14 protein-coding genes and 1 pseudogene are annotated in these 16,738 nt (G+C 72.2%); 10 read left to right on the top strand and 5 right to left on the bottom strand.

Annotated elements, in window-relative coordinates:
- Positions 1-111 precede the first annotated feature (111 nt).
- Positions 112-1,173, bottom strand: a complete 1,062-nt coding sequence (locus AB0O00_RS14760) for an ATP-dependent DNA ligase (protein ID WP_363651698.1) — start codon at positions 1,171-1,173, stop codon at positions 112-114.
- 66 nt (positions 1,174-1,239) lie between these two features.
- Between AB0O00_RS14760 and ligD the strand changes: the two genes are divergently transcribed.
- The 3 genes from ligD to AB0O00_RS14745 are packed head-to-tail and all read left to right on the top strand — an operon-like array spanning position 1,240 to position 3,778.
- Positions 1,240-2,247, top strand: a complete 1,008-nt coding sequence (gene ligD, locus AB0O00_RS14755; protein WP_363651696.1) for a non-homologous end-joining DNA ligase — start codon at positions 1,240-1,242, stop codon at positions 2,245-2,247.
- A gap of 17 nt (positions 2,248-2,264) precedes the next feature.
- Positions 2,265-2,915, top strand: coding sequence for a GNAT family N-acetyltransferase (locus AB0O00_RS14750; protein WP_363651694.1), 651 nt, complete (start codon positions 2,265-2,267; stop codon positions 2,913-2,915).
- Entirely contained in the window at positions 2,912-3,778 is an 867-nt protein-coding gene (locus AB0O00_RS14745; protein ID WP_363651692.1) for an aminoglycoside phosphotransferase family protein, read from the top strand. Before AB0O00_RS14750 ends, AB0O00_RS14745 begins: the two co-directional genes overlap by 4 nt.
- On the opposite strand, the gene AB0O00_RS14740 is transcribed toward AB0O00_RS14745, so the two are convergent.
- A complete protein-coding gene (locus tag AB0O00_RS14740) occupies positions 3,765-4,181 on the bottom strand; it encodes a hypothetical protein (RefSeq protein ID WP_363651690.1) in 417 nt (138 codons plus the stop codon). The genes AB0O00_RS14745 and AB0O00_RS14740 overlap by 14 nt on opposite strands.
- An 8-nt stretch (positions 4,182-4,189) precedes the next feature.
- Positions 4,190-5,833: an IS200/IS605 family accessory protein TnpB-related protein gene (locus tag AB0O00_RS14735; RefSeq protein WP_363651688.1), complete on the bottom strand. Its 1,644-nt coding sequence runs from the start codon at positions 5,831-5,833 to the stop codon at positions 4,190-4,192.
- 343 nt (positions 5,834-6,176) lie between these two features.
- Here AB0O00_RS14735 and AB0O00_RS14730 point away from each other — a divergent pair, with 343 nt between their 5' ends.
- Positions 6,177-6,425: a hypothetical protein gene (locus tag AB0O00_RS14730; RefSeq protein WP_363651686.1), complete on the top strand. Its 249-nt coding sequence runs from the start codon at positions 6,177-6,179 to the stop codon at positions 6,423-6,425.
- A 41-nt stretch (positions 6,426-6,466) separates the two neighbouring features.
- Positions 6,467-6,807: pseudogene (locus tag AB0O00_RS14725) on the top strand (hypothetical protein).
- Between the two features lie 8 nt (positions 6,808-6,815).
- Here the strand turns inward: AB0O00_RS14725 and AB0O00_RS14720 are convergent.
- Positions 6,816-8,024: an 8-amino-7-oxononanoate synthase gene (locus AB0O00_RS14720; RefSeq protein WP_363651684.1), complete on the bottom strand. Its 1,209-nt coding sequence runs from the start codon at positions 8,022-8,024 to the stop codon at positions 6,816-6,818.
- A 159-nt stretch (positions 8,025-8,183) separates the two neighbouring features.
- Here AB0O00_RS14720 and AB0O00_RS14715 point away from each other — a divergent pair, with 159 nt between their 5' ends.
- The 4 genes from AB0O00_RS14715 to AB0O00_RS14700 are packed head-to-tail and all read left to right on the top strand — an operon-like array spanning position 8,184 to position 14,199.
- Positions 8,184-8,630, top strand: a complete 447-nt coding sequence (locus AB0O00_RS14715; protein ID WP_363651682.1) for a WXG100 family type VII secretion target — start codon at positions 8,184-8,186, stop codon at positions 8,628-8,630.
- A 34-nt stretch (positions 8,631-8,664) separates the two neighbouring features.
- Positions 8,665-10,896, top strand: coding sequence for a hypothetical protein (locus tag AB0O00_RS14710; protein WP_363651680.1), 2,232 nt, complete (start codon positions 8,665-8,667; stop codon positions 10,894-10,896).
- 35 nt (positions 10,897-10,931) lie between these two features.
- Positions 10,932-11,633: a hypothetical protein gene (locus AB0O00_RS14705; RefSeq protein WP_363651678.1), complete on the top strand. Its 702-nt coding sequence runs from the start codon at positions 10,932-10,934 to the stop codon at positions 11,631-11,633.
- Between the two features lie 55 nt (positions 11,634-11,688).
- The gene (locus AB0O00_RS14700) at positions 11,689-14,199 is read left to right on the top strand and encodes a DUF3516 domain-containing protein (protein ID WP_363651676.1); all 2,511 of its coding nucleotides are present in this window, start codon (positions 11,689-11,691) and stop codon (positions 14,197-14,199) included.
- A 68-nt stretch (positions 14,200-14,267) separates the two neighbouring features.
- On the opposite strand, the gene AB0O00_RS14695 is transcribed toward AB0O00_RS14700, so the two are convergent.
- Complete coding sequence (locus AB0O00_RS14695; RefSeq protein WP_363651674.1) at positions 14,268-15,119, bottom strand: hypothetical protein; 852 nt, start codon at positions 15,117-15,119, stop codon at positions 14,268-14,270.
- Positions 15,120-15,390: 271 nt separating this feature from the next.
- Between AB0O00_RS14695 and bioB the strand changes: the two genes are divergently transcribed.
- Entirely contained in the window at positions 15,391-16,683 is a 1,293-nt protein-coding gene (bioB, locus tag AB0O00_RS14690) for a biotin synthase BioB (protein ID WP_363651672.1), read from the top strand.
- Positions 16,684-16,738 lie beyond the last annotated feature (55 nt).

The following is a 16,738-nucleotide window of genomic DNA, read 5'->3' as shown; positions in this document are numbered from 1 at the left end:
CACGTCGGCCTCCAAGACCACAACCGGGTCTTGGAGGCCGACGTCACGCGAGGCCCGAATTAACCAACAGTGTCGAAACGATCTGCCGGGCCGCTCGTCTTTGACGGACCGTCACATACCGAGCACCCGGGCCAAGTCGTACGAAACCGGCTCCTCCAGCTGCTCGTACGTGCAGCTCTCCGGCGCGCGATCCGGGCGCCAGCGGCGGAACTGCGCCGTGTGCCGGAAGCGCGTGCCCTCCATGTGGTCGTACGCGACCTCGACCACCCGCTCCGGGCGCAGCGCGATCCAGGACAGGTCCTTGCCGCCGGTCCACCGGCTGACCGCCCCCGGCAGCCGTCCCTCGGCGTGCGCCTCCTCCTCCGCCCATGCGCCCCAAGGGTGTTCGGACAGGTCCGTCATGCGCAGCGGCCCCAGCTCCTCGGCCAGCTCGCGGCGGCGGGCCATGGAGAACGCGGCGCACACGCCGAGGTGCTGGAGCCGCCCCTCGGCGTCGTTGATGCCGAGCAGCAGCGAGCCGACGACCGGTCCGCTCTTGTGCTCGCGGTAGCCGGCCACGACGCAGTCGGCGGTGCGCTCGTGCTTGATCTTGAACATCGTCCGCTCCCCCGGCCGGTACGGCTGGTCCAGCGGCTTGGCCACCACGCCGTCCAGCCCCGCGCCCTCGTACTCGGCGAACCAGGTCTGCGCGAGGTCGCGGTCGGTGGAGGCGGGGGCGGTGAACACCGGGTCGGCGGCGCCGGCGAGCGCCGTCTCCCGCGCCGCGCGGCGCGCCGACAGCGGCTCGTCCAGCAGCGACGCGTCGCCGAGCGCGAGCAGGTCGAAGGCGACGAACGAGGCGGGCGTCCGCTCGGCCAGCAGCTTGACCCGGCTCGCGGCCGGGTGGATGCGCTCCAGCAGCTCCTCGAAGCGCAGCCGGCCGTCCCGGGCGATCACCACCTCGCCGTCGACGACGCAGCGCTCCGGCAGCTCCCGGCGCAGCGCCTCGACCAGCTCGGGGAAGTACCTGGTCAGCGGCTTGCCGGTGCGGCTGCCGAGCTCGACGTCCGCGCCGTCGCGGAACACGATCGTGCGGAAGCCGTCCCACTTGGCCTCGTACTGCATCCCCGGCGGGATCTTCGCCACCGACTTGGCGAGCATCGGCGCCACCGGCGGCATCACGGGCAGGTCCATGGCTCCGATCCTCGCGCGCGCCGCCAAAAGGCGCGCGGCGGGCGCGGCGCGCTTAGCGTGAGAGACATGGGCTCAGCCGTGGAACTGGAGGTCGCCGGGCGCACAGTCCGCCTGTCGAACCCGGACAAGGTGTACTACCCGGAGCGCGGGTTCACCAAGCTCGACGTCGCGCAGTACTACCTGGCCGTCGCCGACGGCGTCCTGCGCGGACTGCGCGACCGACCGACCACGCTGCAGCGCTTCCCGGACGGCGTCGAGGGCGAGTTCTTCTACCAGAAGCGCGCCCCCAAGGGCCTGCCGGACTGGCTGCCCACCGCCCGCATCAACTTCCCCAGCGGCCGCTCCGCCGACGAGATCTGCCCCACCGAGCCCGCCGCCGTCCTGTGGGCGGCGAACCTCGGCTGCCTCACCTTCCACCCCTGGCCGGTGCGCCGCTCCGACACCGACCACATCGACGAGCTGCGCATCGACCTCGACCCGCAGCCCGGCACCGACTTCCACGACGCCGTCCGCGCGGCCCACGAACTTCGGGCGCTCCTGGAGGAGTTCGGGCTGCGCGGCTGGCCCAAGTCCTCCGGGGGGCGCGGCCTGCACGTCTACGTCCCGCTGGAGCCGCAGTGGTCATTCACCGACGGGCGGCACGCGGTGATCGCGCTCGGCCGGGTGCTGGAGCAGCGCATGCCCGGGAAGGTCACCACCGCGTGGTGGAAGGAGGAGCGCGGCGAGCGCATCTTCGTCGACTACAACCAGATGGCCCGCGACCGCACCATCGCCTCCGCCTACTCCCTGCGCGCCCGCCCGCGCGCCACCGCCTCCACCCCGCTGCGCTGGGACGAGCTCGACGACGCCTCGCCCGAGGACTTCGACCTGCGGACCGTCCCCGCCCGCTTCGCCGAACTCGGAGACCTGAACGCGGAGATGGAGGGCGAGGCGTTCCGCCTGGACGCGCTGCTGGAGCTGTACGACAAGCAGCTGCACGACGAGGGCCTCGGCGAACTCCCGTACCCACCCGACCATCCCAAGGCCGAGGGCGAACCGACGCGGGTCCAGCCGAGCCGGGCGAAGAAGAAGTAGACGCTAAGCTCGGCGCCATGGGCACACGGGGGTTGTCGGAAATACTGGCGGACGCGGCGGGCGGGATCTTCCCGCCGTCGGACGGATCGGTGACGGTCGTCTCGCAGCCGTCCGAGCGCGAGGCCGGTGTGTTGTCGCTCTCCGCGCACGCGGTCGTCTTCACGGACGAGGACCCGGCGTGGGTGTACGAGACGCTCGCCGCCGTGCCCAGCGACCCGCTCGCCGCGCCGCTCTGCCCGCCGTTCCTCACCGCCTTCGCCGAACGCACCGGGCGCGTCGTCAACAACATCGACCTGCTCACCGTCGCCCACCGGCTCCCCGGCCCGCCGCCGCTGCCGCTCGTCCGCGTCGAGGACCGCGAGCACCCGCGCGTCGTCCGGGCCCTGCGCTACCGCGAGGACGTCCGGGTGTTCTGTGCGGACGGAGGCGTGCTCGTCCTCGGCCGCGGTGTGGCGGGCCGTTGGGAGGCCGCGATCGAGGTCGACCCGCAGGCGCGCGGACGCGGCCTCGGCCGGGCGCTCGCCGTGAGCGCGCGGCACCTGCTGCCCGAGGGCGACGTCCTCTGGGCGCAGCAGGCCCCCGGCAATGCGACCAGCGTCCGCGCCTTCCAGGCCGCCGGGTACAAGCCGGTCGGTGCCGAGACGCTGCTGGTGGTCGGGCAGCCGTGACGGCCCCGGCGGTCGTTCCGGAGGACGTCCGCGCCCGGTTCGCCGTCCGCTTCGGGCCGTCGGCGGGGGCCTGGTGCGACGCGCTGCCGTCCCTCGTGGACGGGCTCGCGGGCCGTTGGGGCCTGAGCGTGGTCGCGGCCGGCGGGGGCGGGACGGCCCGGGTGTTCCGCTGCACGGACGGCGCCGGCGCCACCGTGTGGCTCAAACTCACGCCGGACCGCCGGGTCGCCGCCGAGGAGGAGGCGGCACTGCGGGCCTGGGCCGCCCTGCCGTCCGTCGTCCGGCTGCTCGCGCACGACGACGCGACGGGTGCGCTGCTGCTCGCGGACGTCACGCCGGGGACGACGCTGCGGCAGCGGGCGTGGCGGCCCGAGGAGGTCTCGGGGCTGCTGTCGGCGCTGCGGTCCGTCCCCGTCGACGGGGTTGCGCTGCCGTCGCTGGCCGAGCGCGTGGACTTCCTGTTCGACCTCACCGAGCGCCGCGCCCCCGGGCGCGTCCCGCCGTCGGCGCGCGCCTTCGCCCTCTCGCACGCGGCAGACGGCCCCGTCGCCCTCGTCCACGGGGACCTGCACCCGGGCAACGTCCTCGACGGCCCGGACGGACCGGTCGCCATCGACCCGCGGGCGACGCTCGGCGACCCGGACTTCGACCTGGTCGACTGGGTGCTCGACGTCTCCCACCCCGACGCCCTGGACCGGCGCATCACCGGCCTCTGCGCGCTCGTCCCCGGCTCCGACGCCGCCCGCGTCCTCGCCTGGTGCCGGGCGATCGCGCCGGTCGTGGCCGCTCCGCGCCTCGCCGCGGGGCGGGAGGACGCGGGGACGGCATTCCTGGCGGAGCTGGGCGGGCTCAGAGGCCGGTGACGGCCAGGCCGATCCAGCACACTCCGCCGAGCGCCAGCAGCACCACCAGGAAGACCCCCACCACCCCCGACGCGACGACCACCCGTGAACCGAACCCCCCGTCCTCGAAGTCCCCGGTGACCAGCCCGGCCCCGACCAGCAGCAGCCCCACCACCCCCGGGAGCAGCGCCAACGCGATCAGCGTGAGCGTCCGCGCGACCTCGGCCGCCGACACGAGGTGGCACTCGTCGCCCTCGCACACCGCCCGCACGCCCTGCCGCATTGGAGCGCCGGACCAGACCCGGGCACGCTCGTTCGTCGTCCCGCCGCCGTCCGGCCGGAAGACGCCCCGGCAGTCCGAAGGCGGCGGCCCGTCCTCGTAGGAGGGGATGAGGCACTTGTCGGCCGTGAACTCCCCCGACACCGTTCCAATCAAGTGAGCAGGAGTGAGTCTTGGACCCAGGTCTGATCACTGCGGGCATCCCGAACGGTGTTGGATGCCCGGCTGGTCGCCCGCGTTCTCGTGGTCCCCGCTCGGGCACGTGCATCGTGTGCACGGTCCGTGACGGGGCGGCGGGTTTCCTCACGCCCCCGAACGCCTGGTCCGGCCTGGACGGTCCGATGCCCGCGACGATCACTCCGGTCGTCGTGGGGCGGTTTCGTCCGTCGCCGGATCGGGTGTCCGAGGGCGCGTCGCCCGATCGCGATGCTCGCGGCATCGTGCCGGGTGGTCTTACGGGTGGGGGTCGCGAGCGGTTTCTGCCAGTGCTGCGCGCCCCATTGGGAGGTGTAGGCGGGGTCCACGGCGACGATGACCATGTCCAGCTCGGCGGCCATGGAGGCGAGGCGGGCGCGGAGTCTGCCGGTGGGGATGCCCGAGATCAGCTGCCGGAAGCGTTTCCTGCGGCCGTGCTTCTCCCGGGTGGTCTCGGCGGTGAAGTCCAGGTTCTCCAGGCCGATCGCCCTCACACCGCAGCGTTTGGCCCAGTGCAGCAGCCGGGAAATGGCATGCCGGACCTGGGCGTCGCGGTGGGCGGCGGTGCCGGACAGGTCGTAGAAGAACCGGTGGGGGTCACCGACCGGATTGCCGTGGACATCCAACTGCCAGCACGCGAAGTGGTCGGCGTTGGTGTCCACGCCGACCATCCCGGCCGCCCGTGCCGCCTGCAGCAGCATCGTCCGCACCACCGGACGGGTCCAGGAAGCGTCCAGATACCAGCGCCCCCGGTCCACGTCCAGATGGATCCGGTACGCCACCGCCCGGTTGCCCTCGATCCGGTCGGCCCACTCGGCGCCCCGGTGCGGGAAGGCAACCTTCGCGGCCAGGACGTAGCGGCCGTTGCGGGCGTTCGCCAGGTCCGCGAGCGGGGCGGGCAGTTTGATCGACACCTCACCCCGCGGGGTGACACGGATCGTCTCGTTCCCGAACCGTTTCCCGGACTCGCCGTCGGCGGCGAGGAACCACCGCGCGCTCTCCCACCGCGCCCGCCACTCGGCTTCGGTGAGAGCGGCGGCGGCCAGATGGTGCCGGGTGTTCAGCAACTTTCCGCCACCGCGTACCACACGCACGCGACCGACCTCGCCATCGGCCCGGGCAGCCGCGTACCGTTCCTCCAGCGCAGCGAGCCGACGGGACTTGACGAACCACTCGTGCCTGGAGCGGTAGCCGCCGGGCACGCGTCCGGTGCCCTTCTCGCCCAGGGGCAGCGACAGGCGGTGGCGCAGCATCCGGATGCCGGCGTCCAGGGAGTCCAGGTAGGCGGCCTGCCCGCGGCGCGACAGTGCCCACTGGTCGTGCGTGGCCTTGGTGACGCTCCCGGCCCAGCGCGACGACGACTGCACGGTCAGCTCGCGTTTGCGGGCGGCCCACGTCTCGTTGCCGTGGTCCAGGCCGTGTGCGCAGCGCGCCTTCAGGTCCTTCGACGCCAGCGCGCCCATATGCCCGCCGACCAGCCGTAGCACCTTCTCGTCCCCGGGTGTGAGGCCCTTGAGACGGTCACGGACTGTCACACCCGACGGGCCAAGGGAAACGAACGGCGCGTCGATCCGCCGCAGCTCCTTCCTCGGCCCGGTCACACCAACCCTCCCTCCCAGCCAGTGCCATCACCCTGGCACACGCCACTGACAGTCGCCTCATCCACCCAACAAGCCGTGATCGAAGAACACACTCACGGACACCCAAGTGCACCCACAACCCCCACCGGGCCGCCGACCAGCCACCCGGCGCCCCACAGCAGCAATGCCCCGACCACCAGGGCCACCACCCGCCGAAGCACCATCCGCCCACCCCCACCATGGGGGACGTTCGTCGCGGGCCCCTGGTTGCTGTCACTCGATCGGGTGGGGCTTGCCCGATCCGGGCAGAAGCAGGCGTGCGCCCGTGTTCCTGGCTACGACCGAACCGAAAGGAGCACACACCATGACCGACGCCGAGATCCGGATCCCCGTCGAGGCCCGCGACCGGCTCGCCGCGATGGCCGCCGCCGAGCAACTGTCGCTCCGCGCCTACCTCGTTCGCCTGGCCGGGATGGTACTCCCTCGGGCAGACAACGCCGAGCAGGCGAAAGGGCCCGTGCGGCCCTCGAGGCGTGGAACGGCTACGACCCGAGCCCCGAGCAGGCCAAGGCGCTGGACGCCGAGCTCGATCGGCGCCTGGCCGAGGTGGTGACCATGTGACCAGGGCCGCACCCGGTCCTCGACGACACCGCCGTGGTGGCCGCGGGCCGGGGGACCCTCCTGGCTTCCGCCTCATCCGCCAGGCCCACTCCAAGCCCGGCTGGTACCTCCACACCCCCACCTGCGCCCTGGTGGAGGCTGACCGCGCCCGTCCGGGCACCGCTGAGCACTTGGCCGCACTGCCGGGAGTCACCGTCCTGGATATCGACCTCGCGGCAGCCCTGACCGTGGCCGCCGACACGACCTGGGCCCAGGCTCACACCCGCTACGCCGCCGCGCCCACTCCGGACCGCCCGGCCGGCGCTGTCGTTGCGACCACCGAGCCCAAGCGCTGGGTCGGGGAGCCTGTTCGGGTCATCGACCTCACGCCCTGATCCGGCCGTCACCCCAGCCGCGCGCCGGCCGGGGCCAGGTCGGCGATGGTGCGGACGGCCTCGGCGATCTGGGCGTCCGTCAGGTCTCCACGCGCGGTCAGGCGCAGGCGGGAGATGCCGTCGGGGACGGACGGGGGGCGGAAGCAGCCGACGGCGAGGCCGGCGCGGCGGCAGTCGGCGGCCCAGGCGACGGCGGCTTCCGGGCCGGGGGCGCGGACGGAGACCACGGCGGCGTCCGGCTCGCAGGCGTGCAGGCCGGCCGCCGCTAGGCGGGCGGCGAGGTCGCGGGCCACCTCGCGGGCGCGGTCGGCGCGGTGGGGTTCGGCGCGCAGGAGGCGCAGCGCGGCGAGGGCGGCGCCGGCGGCGGCGGGGGCGAGGCCGGTGTCGAAGATGAAGGTGCGGGCCGTCTCGGTGAGGTGGCGGATGACCCGGCGCGGGCCGAGGACGGCGCCGCCCTGGGTGCCGAGGGACTTGGAGAGCGTCACCGTCGCGACGGTGTCGGGCTGCCCGGCGAGGCCGGCCGCGGCGAGGGCGCCGCTGCCGCCGGGGCCGAGGACGCCGAGCCCGTGGGCGTCGTCGACGAGCAGCGCGGCGCCGTGGGCGCGGGCGGCGGCGGAGAGGGCGGGCAGCGGGGCGGCGTCGCCGTCCACCGAGAACACGGAGTCGGTGACGACCAGCGCACGCCGCTGCGCGCGCTCGCCGAGCACCTGCCGGACGGCGTCCGGGTCGCTGTGGGGGACGCGGTGGACATCGGCGCGCGCGAGGCGGCAGCCGTCGATGAGGGAGGCGTGGTTGTAGGCGTCGGACACGATGAGGGTGTCCGGGTCGGTGAGCGCAGTGAGCGCGGCGAGGTTGGCGGTGTACCCGGAGGAGAAGACCAGCGCGGCCTCCACCCCGCAGAACGCGGCCAGCTCTTCCTCCAGCTCGGTGTGCAGCGCGGTCGTGCCCGTGACCAGCCGCGACCCCGTCGACCCGCCACCCCACCGCAGCGCCGCGTCCGCCGCCGCCCGGGTGACCACCGGGTGCCGGGTGAGCCCAAGGTAGTCGTTCCCGGCGAGGTCGAGCACCCCGTCCTCGGCCTCCCGACTGCGCAGCGTCCGCGTGAGCCCGGCGTCGGCCCGCAGCGCGGCGGCCTCATCGAGCCAGTCGAAGACCCCGGCCGGGGCGAGGGCGGTCGAGTGCAGTTCAGCGGCGTCGGACGCGAGAGGGTGGGCCATGCCCGGCACTCTGGCACGCCCCCCGACGACCGGGCAATGTGCGACGCGGCACATGATCGGTGCCCGCAGCTGTGGAGGTCATGCAAAGGGTTCGCAAAGCCTATTCGCTGAACCGTTCGAGCCACTACGCTCCGGTCCGTTCCTAGGAGGGGGGCTCCGATGGCAGATCTTGAGTTCGAGCGCCGGATGAATCCGTGGCTCTTCGACGACAAGGGAAATCTGACCGAAGAGGCGAAGAAGCAGTTCCCGGACCTAACGGGCTCCAACAATGCCCCGGTGGCCCTCGGCGCGCCCAGCGGAGCCCAGACCGTCAAGGCGAACCCGGCAGCGATCCAGCAGGCCGCCCAGAACGCCTTCGCCCTGCGGGACTCGGTCAAGACCGAGTGCGACCAGCCCGGCGAGCACGTGGCCGCCGCGGCAACCGCCCTCAGCGGCTGGGCCACCAGTGCAGCCCTCACGGGCTCCTGGACGACCTGGTCCACTCAGGTCGACGGACTCCGGAACACCATCTCCGACATAGGCGACAGACTCCACGCCACCGCCGACAACTATGCGAACACCGAGGCCGCCATTCACGCCCGGATGAAGCAGGACCGGCAGGCCTAGCGACCGGCGCGAGCAGAGAAGCATCGAGGACATCATGGTGACGTTCAGCCAGCTCAAGCAGGTCGACCTCGGCAACCTCAACACCGCGGCCACCGAGTTCGAGACCCTGGTCCGCAAGTGGGACCTCACCCAGCGGATGCAGAACGAGGTCATCGGCGCCGTCCGGCAGTCCGGCTGGCAGGGCGACGCCGCCGGGCTGGCCGCCGCCAAGATCACCTGGGCCCGCGACCAGGTCCACGCCGCCTTCGAGGAGGCTTCGGCGATCGCCAGGACCCTCCGCGATGCGCACAGTGACTTCACCGCGGCCAAGAAGGACCTGGAGGCGGCCGTCCAGCGTGCGGTCACCGACGGCCTCACGGTCAGCGGCGATGGCGCCGTCCACTGGCCTCCGGCCGGCACGAACGAGGACAGACACGATCCGGACTACGCCACCACCTGGCAGCGCAAGGCCGAGGCCGCCGCCAAGGACATCGGTGCCGTGCTGGACCGTGCCACCGAGGCGGACATAGCCGCCGCCAACGCTCTGGGCATGGACACCGGCAGCGACGCAACGGCGTTCAACGCCACGCCCGTCGGCGGCCTCGCGGAGGAGGAGGCCCGGGAGGCCACCCAGATCCTCTCCCTCGGCGCCACCGCCACCGACCCGCAACTGGCGCGCCTCCAAGCCCTGCTCCAGCACCACAGCAGCGACGCCCGCTTCGCTTCCGCGTTCTACGGCAAGCAGGATCCCCAGACCTTCCTCGCCACCTATGGCGCGATGGCTCAGAGCGCGGACTACGCCAACCGTCCGGCCCGCTCGGACGCGGTCAGGGGCATCCAGGACGCCCTCGGTCTGACCCTGGCCACCGCGACCGACCCCCAGGGCCAACTCCACCTCCCCGACGGGTGGGAGACCAAGCTCCGCAAGGCCGGCGCCACACAGATACCCGTCCCGCCCGGCGCCGATCCGGCGCACAGCCCGTACGGCTACCAGATCCTCGGCAACATCCTGCGCCACGGCAAGTACGACGCCCACTTCATCAACCCGATCGCCGAGCACGTCACCCAGCTGACCAACGAGAACCCGATGCGCTGGGACGCGGCCACCAAGGCCACCTACCCGTTCACCGCGCTCAAGTTCATCGGCGTGCCCGACAAGGACGGCAACATCCAGGGCATCAACCCGATGTCCTCGATCCTGGACGCGCTCGGGCACAGCCCGGAGGCGGCCACCAAGTTCTTCCACGACGCGCCGACCACCTACAACGCCGACGGCACGGTCAAGGCTCACGGCGGTGAGAACACCTACCTCAAGCTGCTCACCGACGGCGGCTCCCACTCCCTGCTGCTCGACCAGCAGTACCCGCCACGGCCCAACCCGGGCACCGCCGACCCCTACGACGTCACCTCCCTCGGCCACGCCCTGGAGGCCGCGACCACCGGTCGGGCGTTCGACGACGTCACGGGCAAGTTTCCGCAGCACACCGCCGAGATGACCAGTGTCATGAACGACGTCGTGGATCGGTTCGGCAGCGGAGACGGTCCGGACCTCGTCAGGAGCGGAGTGCTCAAGAACCTCAACGGCAGCCTCGGCAGCATGGTCGCCAACCACATCGGCGACATCCAGGGCTCCGTGGAAGGGCCTGGTGCCGAGTCACACCCGTTCCAGATGGGCAACGTCGCGCACCTGCTCGGCACCCTCGGTCACAACCCCGACGCCTACGCTTCGATCGCCGCCGGCCAGCAGGCGTACACGACGGCACAGATCCAGGACGTGCTGGCCCACCCCGAGCTGCACAAGGACCTGGCCCTGGCGGTCCAGAACGTCACCAAGCCGGCCGGCCAGGTCAACGGCCTGATCACCAGCGCCATGATCGCGGAGGTGTACTCCGAGCACGGCGCCAAGGACGCCGCCTACAACGCCGCCATCGACACCAAGAGGGAACTCGCCGGCCAGGTCTGGTCGTTCGCCGGCGACGCGATCAAGGAGCGGGCCCCGTTGATCGGGGAGGGCGTCGACTACGTGGTCAACCAGATCATGGACAACGTCGCCGGCGGCTACAAGATGGACTCCCACAACGAGGCCGCCGCCGAGGCCAAAGAGGTGAAGCAGAAGGTCCAGACCAACGCCCAACAGGCGATCGTCGACGCCGTACGCGACGCCGGCCGCAATACGGGTGCCGACCCGAACTACATCAATGACGTGGCCCGCCGGGCCGCCCAAGAGGAGGACGCCGGCTACAGCAGCGGCAGGACCTCCTACGAAGAGCTCCCCAAGACGAGTTGAGCCTCGCCACCCGCCACGACCGAGAGTGTTGAGACATGACCGAATCCACACCCGGCGACCAGCCCGGCGCTGAGCAGGGCGGCCAGTTCGAGCAGGCATTGCGCGAGGCGGCCGGGCAGCGTGCCCGGCGCAGGCGCCTGCTCGCGATCGTCGTGCCGCCGATGGCCCTGGCCGTCGGAGTGAGCGCCTGGGTGTGGAAACCGTGGCAGTCCGTGGAGCTGCCACGGTCGGCCTGCTGGTCTGTGGTGACCGAGGACGACCTGAAGCCGCTCGCCGGGGACGACGGCACGGCCCACGTGGAGGAGTCCGGAGACCTCTCCGGCCAACCGCCGGCGAGCTGTGCCGTCTACTGGAACGATGCCAAGGGCAGGCCCCTGGTCCACGTCAGGGTCCAGCAGACCGGCGAGGGCAGTTACACCGACCTGGTCGAGAAGGGCCGCACGCCGGACGCATCGATGCACCCCCGGCCGGTCGACTTCGGCTCGGGAGCGGCCGGGGTCATTACCTCCGAGGCCAACGTCAACCTGGTGTTCCGCTGCGACGGGAGCGGCACGGGCAATCGACCGTTCCGCCAGGTCGTCGTGAGTGGCACCCCGGTCACCGGCGACGACCGCGGCACCACGGCACGGAAGCAGCACGTGAGACTCGCCTGGCGGGTCGCACGCGCCGCGAGCGATCAGGGGAGCTGTCACGGCGCGGCCCTGGCGTTCTCACTGCCCTCCACACCCCAGCCCTGATCCTCCACACCCCCGGGCTTTGCCCGGGGTGGCGGCGAGCAGGCAAGATAGCCGGGTGACCCTCCTTGACCTGATGCCGAAGCCCGCCACGCCCGATGCGCTGTTCGAAACGTTCGCAGCCTGGGCCGAGGAGCGGGGGATCACGCTGTATCCGGCGCAGGAGGAGGCGCTGATCGAGCTGGTGTCGGGGAACAACGTCATCCTCGCGACGCCGACCGGGTCGGGGAAGAGCCTGGTGGCGGCGGGGGCGCACTTCGCCGCGCTGGCGGAGGGGCAGCGGACGTTCTACACCGCGCCGATCAAGGCGCTGGTGTCGGAGAAGTTCTTCGACCTGGTGAAGATGTTCGGCACCGAGCAGGTCGGCATGATGACCGGCGACGCGAGCGTGAACCCGACCGCGCCGATCATCTGCTGCACGGCCGAGGTGCTGGCGCAGATCGCGCTGCGCGACGGGGCCCGGGCGGACATCGGGCAGGTCGTGATGGACGAGTTCCACTTCTACGCGGAGCAGGACCGCGGCTGGGCGTGGCAGATCCCGCTGCTGGAGCTGCCGCAGGCGCAGTTCCTGCTGATGTCGGCGACGCTCGGTGACGTCCGCCGGTTCGAGGAGGACCTGACCCGCCGCACCGGCCGTCCGACCACGGTGGTGCGCAACGCGACCCGCCCGGTGCCGCTGTTCTACGAGTACCGCCGCACCACCATGCACGACACGCTGGAGGAGCTGCTGCAGACCGGCCAGGCGCCGGTCTACGTCGTGCACTTCACGCAGAAGGAGGCGGTGGAGCGGGCGCAGTCGCTGATGAGCATCAACATGTGCTCGAAGGCGGAGAAGGACGCCATCGCCGAGCTGATCGGCAACTTCCGTTTCACCACCAAGTTCGGCCGCAACCTGTCGCGCTACGTCCGGCACGGCATCGGCGTGCACCACGCGGGCATGCTGCCGAAGTACCGCCGGCTGGTCGAACGCCTCGCGCAGGCGGGTCTGCTGAAGGTCATCTGCGGGACGGACACGCTCGGCGTCGGCGTCAACGTGCCGATCCGCACGGTGCTGTTCACCGCGCTGTCGAAGTACGACGGCACCCGGGTGCGGATCCTGCGCGCCCGCGAGTTCCACCAGATCGCCGGGCGGGCCGGGCGGGCCGGGTTCGACACGGTCGGCCAGGTGGTCGCGCAGGCGCCCGAGCACGTGATCGAGAACGACAAGGCGATCGCGAAGGCCGGGGACGACCCGAAGAAGAAGCGCAAGGTCGTCCGCAAGAAGGCCCCGGAGGGCTTCGTCGGCTGGACGGAGGAGACCTTCCAGAAGCTGATCGCCGCCGACCCGGAGCCGCTGGTGTCGCGGTTCAAGGTGAGCCACGCGATGCTGCTGTCGGTGATCGGCCGCCCCGGCAACGCCTTCGAGGCGATGCGCAAGCTGCTGACCGACAACCACGAGGACAAGGCGGCGCAGCGCCGGCACATCCGCACCGCGATCGCGATCTACCGTTCGCTGCTGGAGGGCGGCGTGGTCGAGCGGCTGCCGGAGCCGGACGCCGAGGGCCGGATCGTGCGCCTGACGCTGGACCTCCAGGAGAACTTCGCGCTCAACCAGCCGCTGTCCACCTTCGCCCTGGCCTCCTTCGAGCTGCTGGACCCGGCCTCGCCGTCGTACGCGATGGACGTGATCTCGGTCGTCGAGGCCACGCTGGACGACCCGCGCCAGATCCTCGCCTCGCAGCAGAACAAGGCGCGCGGCGAGGCCGTCGGCGAGATGAAGCGCGACGGCATCGAGTACGAGGAGCGCATGGAGCGGCTCCAGGAGATCACGTACCCGAAGCCGCTGGAGGAGCTGCTCACCCACGCCTACGAGGTGTACCGCCGGGCGCACCCGTGGATCGGCGACCACCAGCTGGCGCCGAAGTCCGTCGTCCGTGACCTGTACGAGCGGGCGATGACGTTCTCGGACTACGTCGGCCACTACGAGCTGGCCCGCACCGAGGGCATCGTGCTGCGCTACCTGGCGGGCGCGTTCAAGGCGCTGGAGCAGACCGTCCCCGAGGACGTGAAGACCGACGACCTCAAGGACGTCATCGCGTGGCTCGGCGAGCTGGTGCGCCAGGTCGACTCCAGCCTGCTCGACGAGTGGGAGCAGCTGGCCAACCCGACCGAGCCGCAGGCCGCCGAGGTGACGCTGGACGACAAGCCGGCGCCGGTGACGGCGAACGCGCGGGCGTTCCGGGTGCTGGTGCGCAACGAGATGTTCCGCCGCGTGGAGCTGTGCGCGCTGGAGCACTGGGACGAACTCGGCGAGCTGGACGGCGAGTACGGCTGGGACGCGGACCGCTGGGCGGACGCCATGGACGGGTACTGGGACGAGTACGACGACCTCGGCACCGGCCCGGACGCGCGCGGCCCGAAGATGCTGATCATCGAGGAGGAGGACTCCGCCTGGCGGGTCCGGCAGATCTTCGACGACCCGGCGGGCGACCACGACTGGGGCATCAGCGCCGAGGTCGACCTCTACGGCTCGGACGAGGAGGGCCGCGCGGTGCTGCGGGTGACCGCGGTGGACCGGCTGGGCGGCTGACGGTCCGTCATGTCACGCCGGAGGGGGCCCGCTTGAGCAAGCGGGCCCCCTCCGGCGTAGGGCGGCGACTACATCCAGACGAACTGCGAGCCCGCTGCATACGACACCGCGCGCGTCGCCTCGTCGAGGACCTGCTCGGGCGTGGGCGCGGGCGTCCCGGACGGCGACGGGCTCGCCGTGGGCGCGGGGCCGGGAGCCGAGCTCGGGCTCGCGCTCGGCGTGTGGGCGTCGGCGGGCAGGCGCGAGCTCGTCACCGTCACGTAGTGTCCGACCGCCTCGACGCGCGGCTCGGCGCCGGGCTTGGCGGCGGCGGCAGCGCCGGCCGGGGAGTTGTCCAGATCGGCGTTCGGGAGGATGAAGGCCAGCGCGCCCGGCTTGCCGCGCAGCGCGTCCGCGGCCTTGCCGGCGGCGGCCTGGTCGGTGAAGCGCAGGATGGTGACGCTGCTGAGCACCGGCTTGTCCTGGCCGGTGAAGTTGACCGTCAGGTAGGCCTGGCAGCCGCTGTCCTTGAGGAGTTCCAGGGTGCGGTCCTGCTGCGCCTCGACGCAGTTCTCGCCGCGCCGCGCGCCGTTGCGCTTGCCCTTGTAGGCGCCGAACTCGATGAGCCGCTGGGACGGGAAGTACGTCTCGACGTTGAGCGCCTCGGTGTCGGTGGGCGGCGGCGGGGCGCCGACGACCGGCGGGGTCTTGGCCGCGTCCTTCCTGGACGGGCCGAGCCCGGGTATGTAGTCGCCGGGCGTCGGCCGGGTGATGATCCAGCCGCCGGCCGCGACCACGCCCAGGACGACCGTCCAGCCGACCAGTCGCCGGACGGTGAGCCGCCCGCCCCGGTGGGCGCCGGCGCCCCCGCCGAACCGTTGTCCTGCCTGGCCTGCCTGGCCGTCTCCCGGAGTCGGGGTGCGCTCCCCCTGCGTGGTCATGGCGCAGATTCTAAGCAACGGCCGGGTGGCCCAGATCACGGGGTCGGCGCTTGTGGATCTTCACCCGCTACTGCCGGGTAACGGCCCGCCACGGACTGCGTTCGGCGGCGAACCAGCCGTCCGTGGGCCGTCCGTACAATCGCACCGGCGCCGACGTGACTCGCATCACTACCGTGAGCTCCGACACTGTGACAACTCGCACATCCTCCCGCCGATCTTCTGGTGGGTTTGCTCTGGCGTCGGCCGAACACCAGCAGGCAGGATCAGCCCCATGGATCTGCTCGATACCCTCACCGCCAAGGGCCTGCGCGGCGAAGTCCCGACCCGCGAGGAGGCGCTGGCCGTCCTCGCCACCACCGACGACGAGCTGCTGGACGTCGTCGCCGCCGCCGGCAAGGTCCGCCGCAGGTGGTTCGGCCGCCGGGTGAAGCTCAACTACCTGGTGAACCTCAAGAGCGGCCTGTGCCCCGAGGACTGCAGCTACTGCTCGCAGCGGCTGGGCTCCAAGGCCGAGATCCTGAAGTACACCTGGCTGAAGCCGGAGCAGGCCGCGGACGCGGCGCGCGCCGGCGTCGCGGGCGGCGCCAAGCGCGTCTGCCTGGTGGCCAGTGGACGCGGCCCGACGGACCGCGACATCGACCGCGTCACCGACACCATGGCCGCCATCAAGGACGCCGACCCCGAGGTCGAGATCTGCGTCTGCCTGGGCCTGCTCTCCGACAACCAGGCGGAGCGGCTGAAGGCGGCCGGCGCCGACGCCTACAACCACAACCTCAACACCTCCGAGAGCACCTACGGCGACATCGCCACCACCCACACCTACGCGGACCGGGTGGACACCGTGCAGAAGGCGCACGGCGCCGGGCTGTCGGCCTGCTCCGGCCTGATCGCGGGCATGGGCGAGAGCGACGAGGACCTCGTCGACGTCGTGTTCGCGCTGCGCGAGCTCGGTTCGGACTCCGTCCCGGTCAACTTCCTCATCCCGTTCGAGGGCACGCCGCTGGCCCAGGAGTGGAACCTCACCCCGCAGCGCTGCCTGCGCATCCTCGCGATGGTCCGCTTCGTCAACCCGGACACCGAGGTGCGGATCGCCGGCGGGCGCGAGGTGCACCTGCGCTCGATGCAGCCGCTCGGCCTGCACATCGCCAACTCGATCTTCCTCGGCGACTACCTGACCAGCGAGGGGCAGGCCGGGCAGACCGACCTCGACATGATCAAGGACGCGGGCTTCGAGGTCGAGGGCGCCGGCGAGGCCACCCTGCCGCGCCACCGCGCGGACATCGCCGCCGCCTCGGGCTGCGGCTCGACGGGCTCGGGCTGCGGCTCGACGGCATCGTCCGGGTGCGGTACGACGGCCTCGGCCGCGTCGGCGTGCGGCAGCGGCGGCGGGTGCGGCCCGTGCGGCGGGCACGGCCACGGGGACGAGCCGGCCGCCGTCCCGGCCGGGATCCCCGCCGAGGTCGTCGCGAACGGCACCCCCACCGAGCCGGCCGACGGGCTGCGCAGCGACCTGGTCAAGGTCCGCCGCCGCGGCGCCGGCACCGAACTCGCGCCCAACGCCTGACGGTTCGGCCACCACCGGGGCCGCGCGCCCACCGCGCGGCCGCCGGGCCCGAACC

Origin of the sequence: Kitasatospora sp. NPDC093558 (assembly GCF_040683475.1) — a bacterium.
Lineage (GTDB): Bacteria > Actinomycetota > Actinomycetes > Streptomycetales > Streptomycetaceae > Kitasatospora.
Note: the sequence above shows the minus strand (reverse complement) of the source record. Positions and strands in the feature narration are given on the sequence as shown.

Excerpts from the sequence above, each read along its gene's own strand:
- AB0O00_RS14760 (WP_363651698.1), bottom strand. The coding sequence starts at position 1,173 with ATGGACCTGCCCGTGATGCCGCCGGTGGCGCCGATGCTCGCCAAGTCG.
- ligD (WP_363651696.1), top strand. The coding sequence starts at position 1,240 with ATGGGCTCAGCCGTGGAACTGGAGGTCGCCGGGCGCACAGTCCGCCTG.
- AB0O00_RS14750 (WP_363651694.1), top strand. The coding sequence starts at position 2,265 with ATGGGCACACGGGGGTTGTCGGAAATACTGGCGGACGCGGCGGGCGGG.
- AB0O00_RS14730 (WP_363651686.1), top strand. The coding sequence starts at position 6,177 with ATGACCGACGCCGAGATCCGGATCCCCGTCGAGGCCCGCGACCGGCTC.
- AB0O00_RS14720 (WP_363651684.1), bottom strand. The coding sequence starts at position 8,024 with ATGGCCCACCCTCTCGCGTCCGACGCCGCTGAACTGCACTCGACCGCC.
- AB0O00_RS14715 (WP_363651682.1), top strand. The coding sequence starts at position 8,184 with ATGGCAGATCTTGAGTTCGAGCGCCGGATGAATCCGTGGCTCTTCGAC.
- AB0O00_RS14710 (WP_363651680.1), top strand. The coding sequence starts at position 8,665 with ATGGTGACGTTCAGCCAGCTCAAGCAGGTCGACCTCGGCAACCTCAAC.
- AB0O00_RS14705 (WP_363651678.1), top strand. The coding sequence starts at position 10,932 with ATGACCGAATCCACACCCGGCGACCAGCCCGGCGCTGAGCAGGGCGGC.
- AB0O00_RS14695 (WP_363651674.1), bottom strand. The coding sequence starts at position 15,119 with ATGACCACGCAGGGGGAGCGCACCCCGACTCCGGGAGACGGCCAGGCA.
- bioB (WP_363651672.1), top strand. The coding sequence starts at position 15,391 with ATGGATCTGCTCGATACCCTCACCGCCAAGGGCCTGCGCGGCGAAGTC.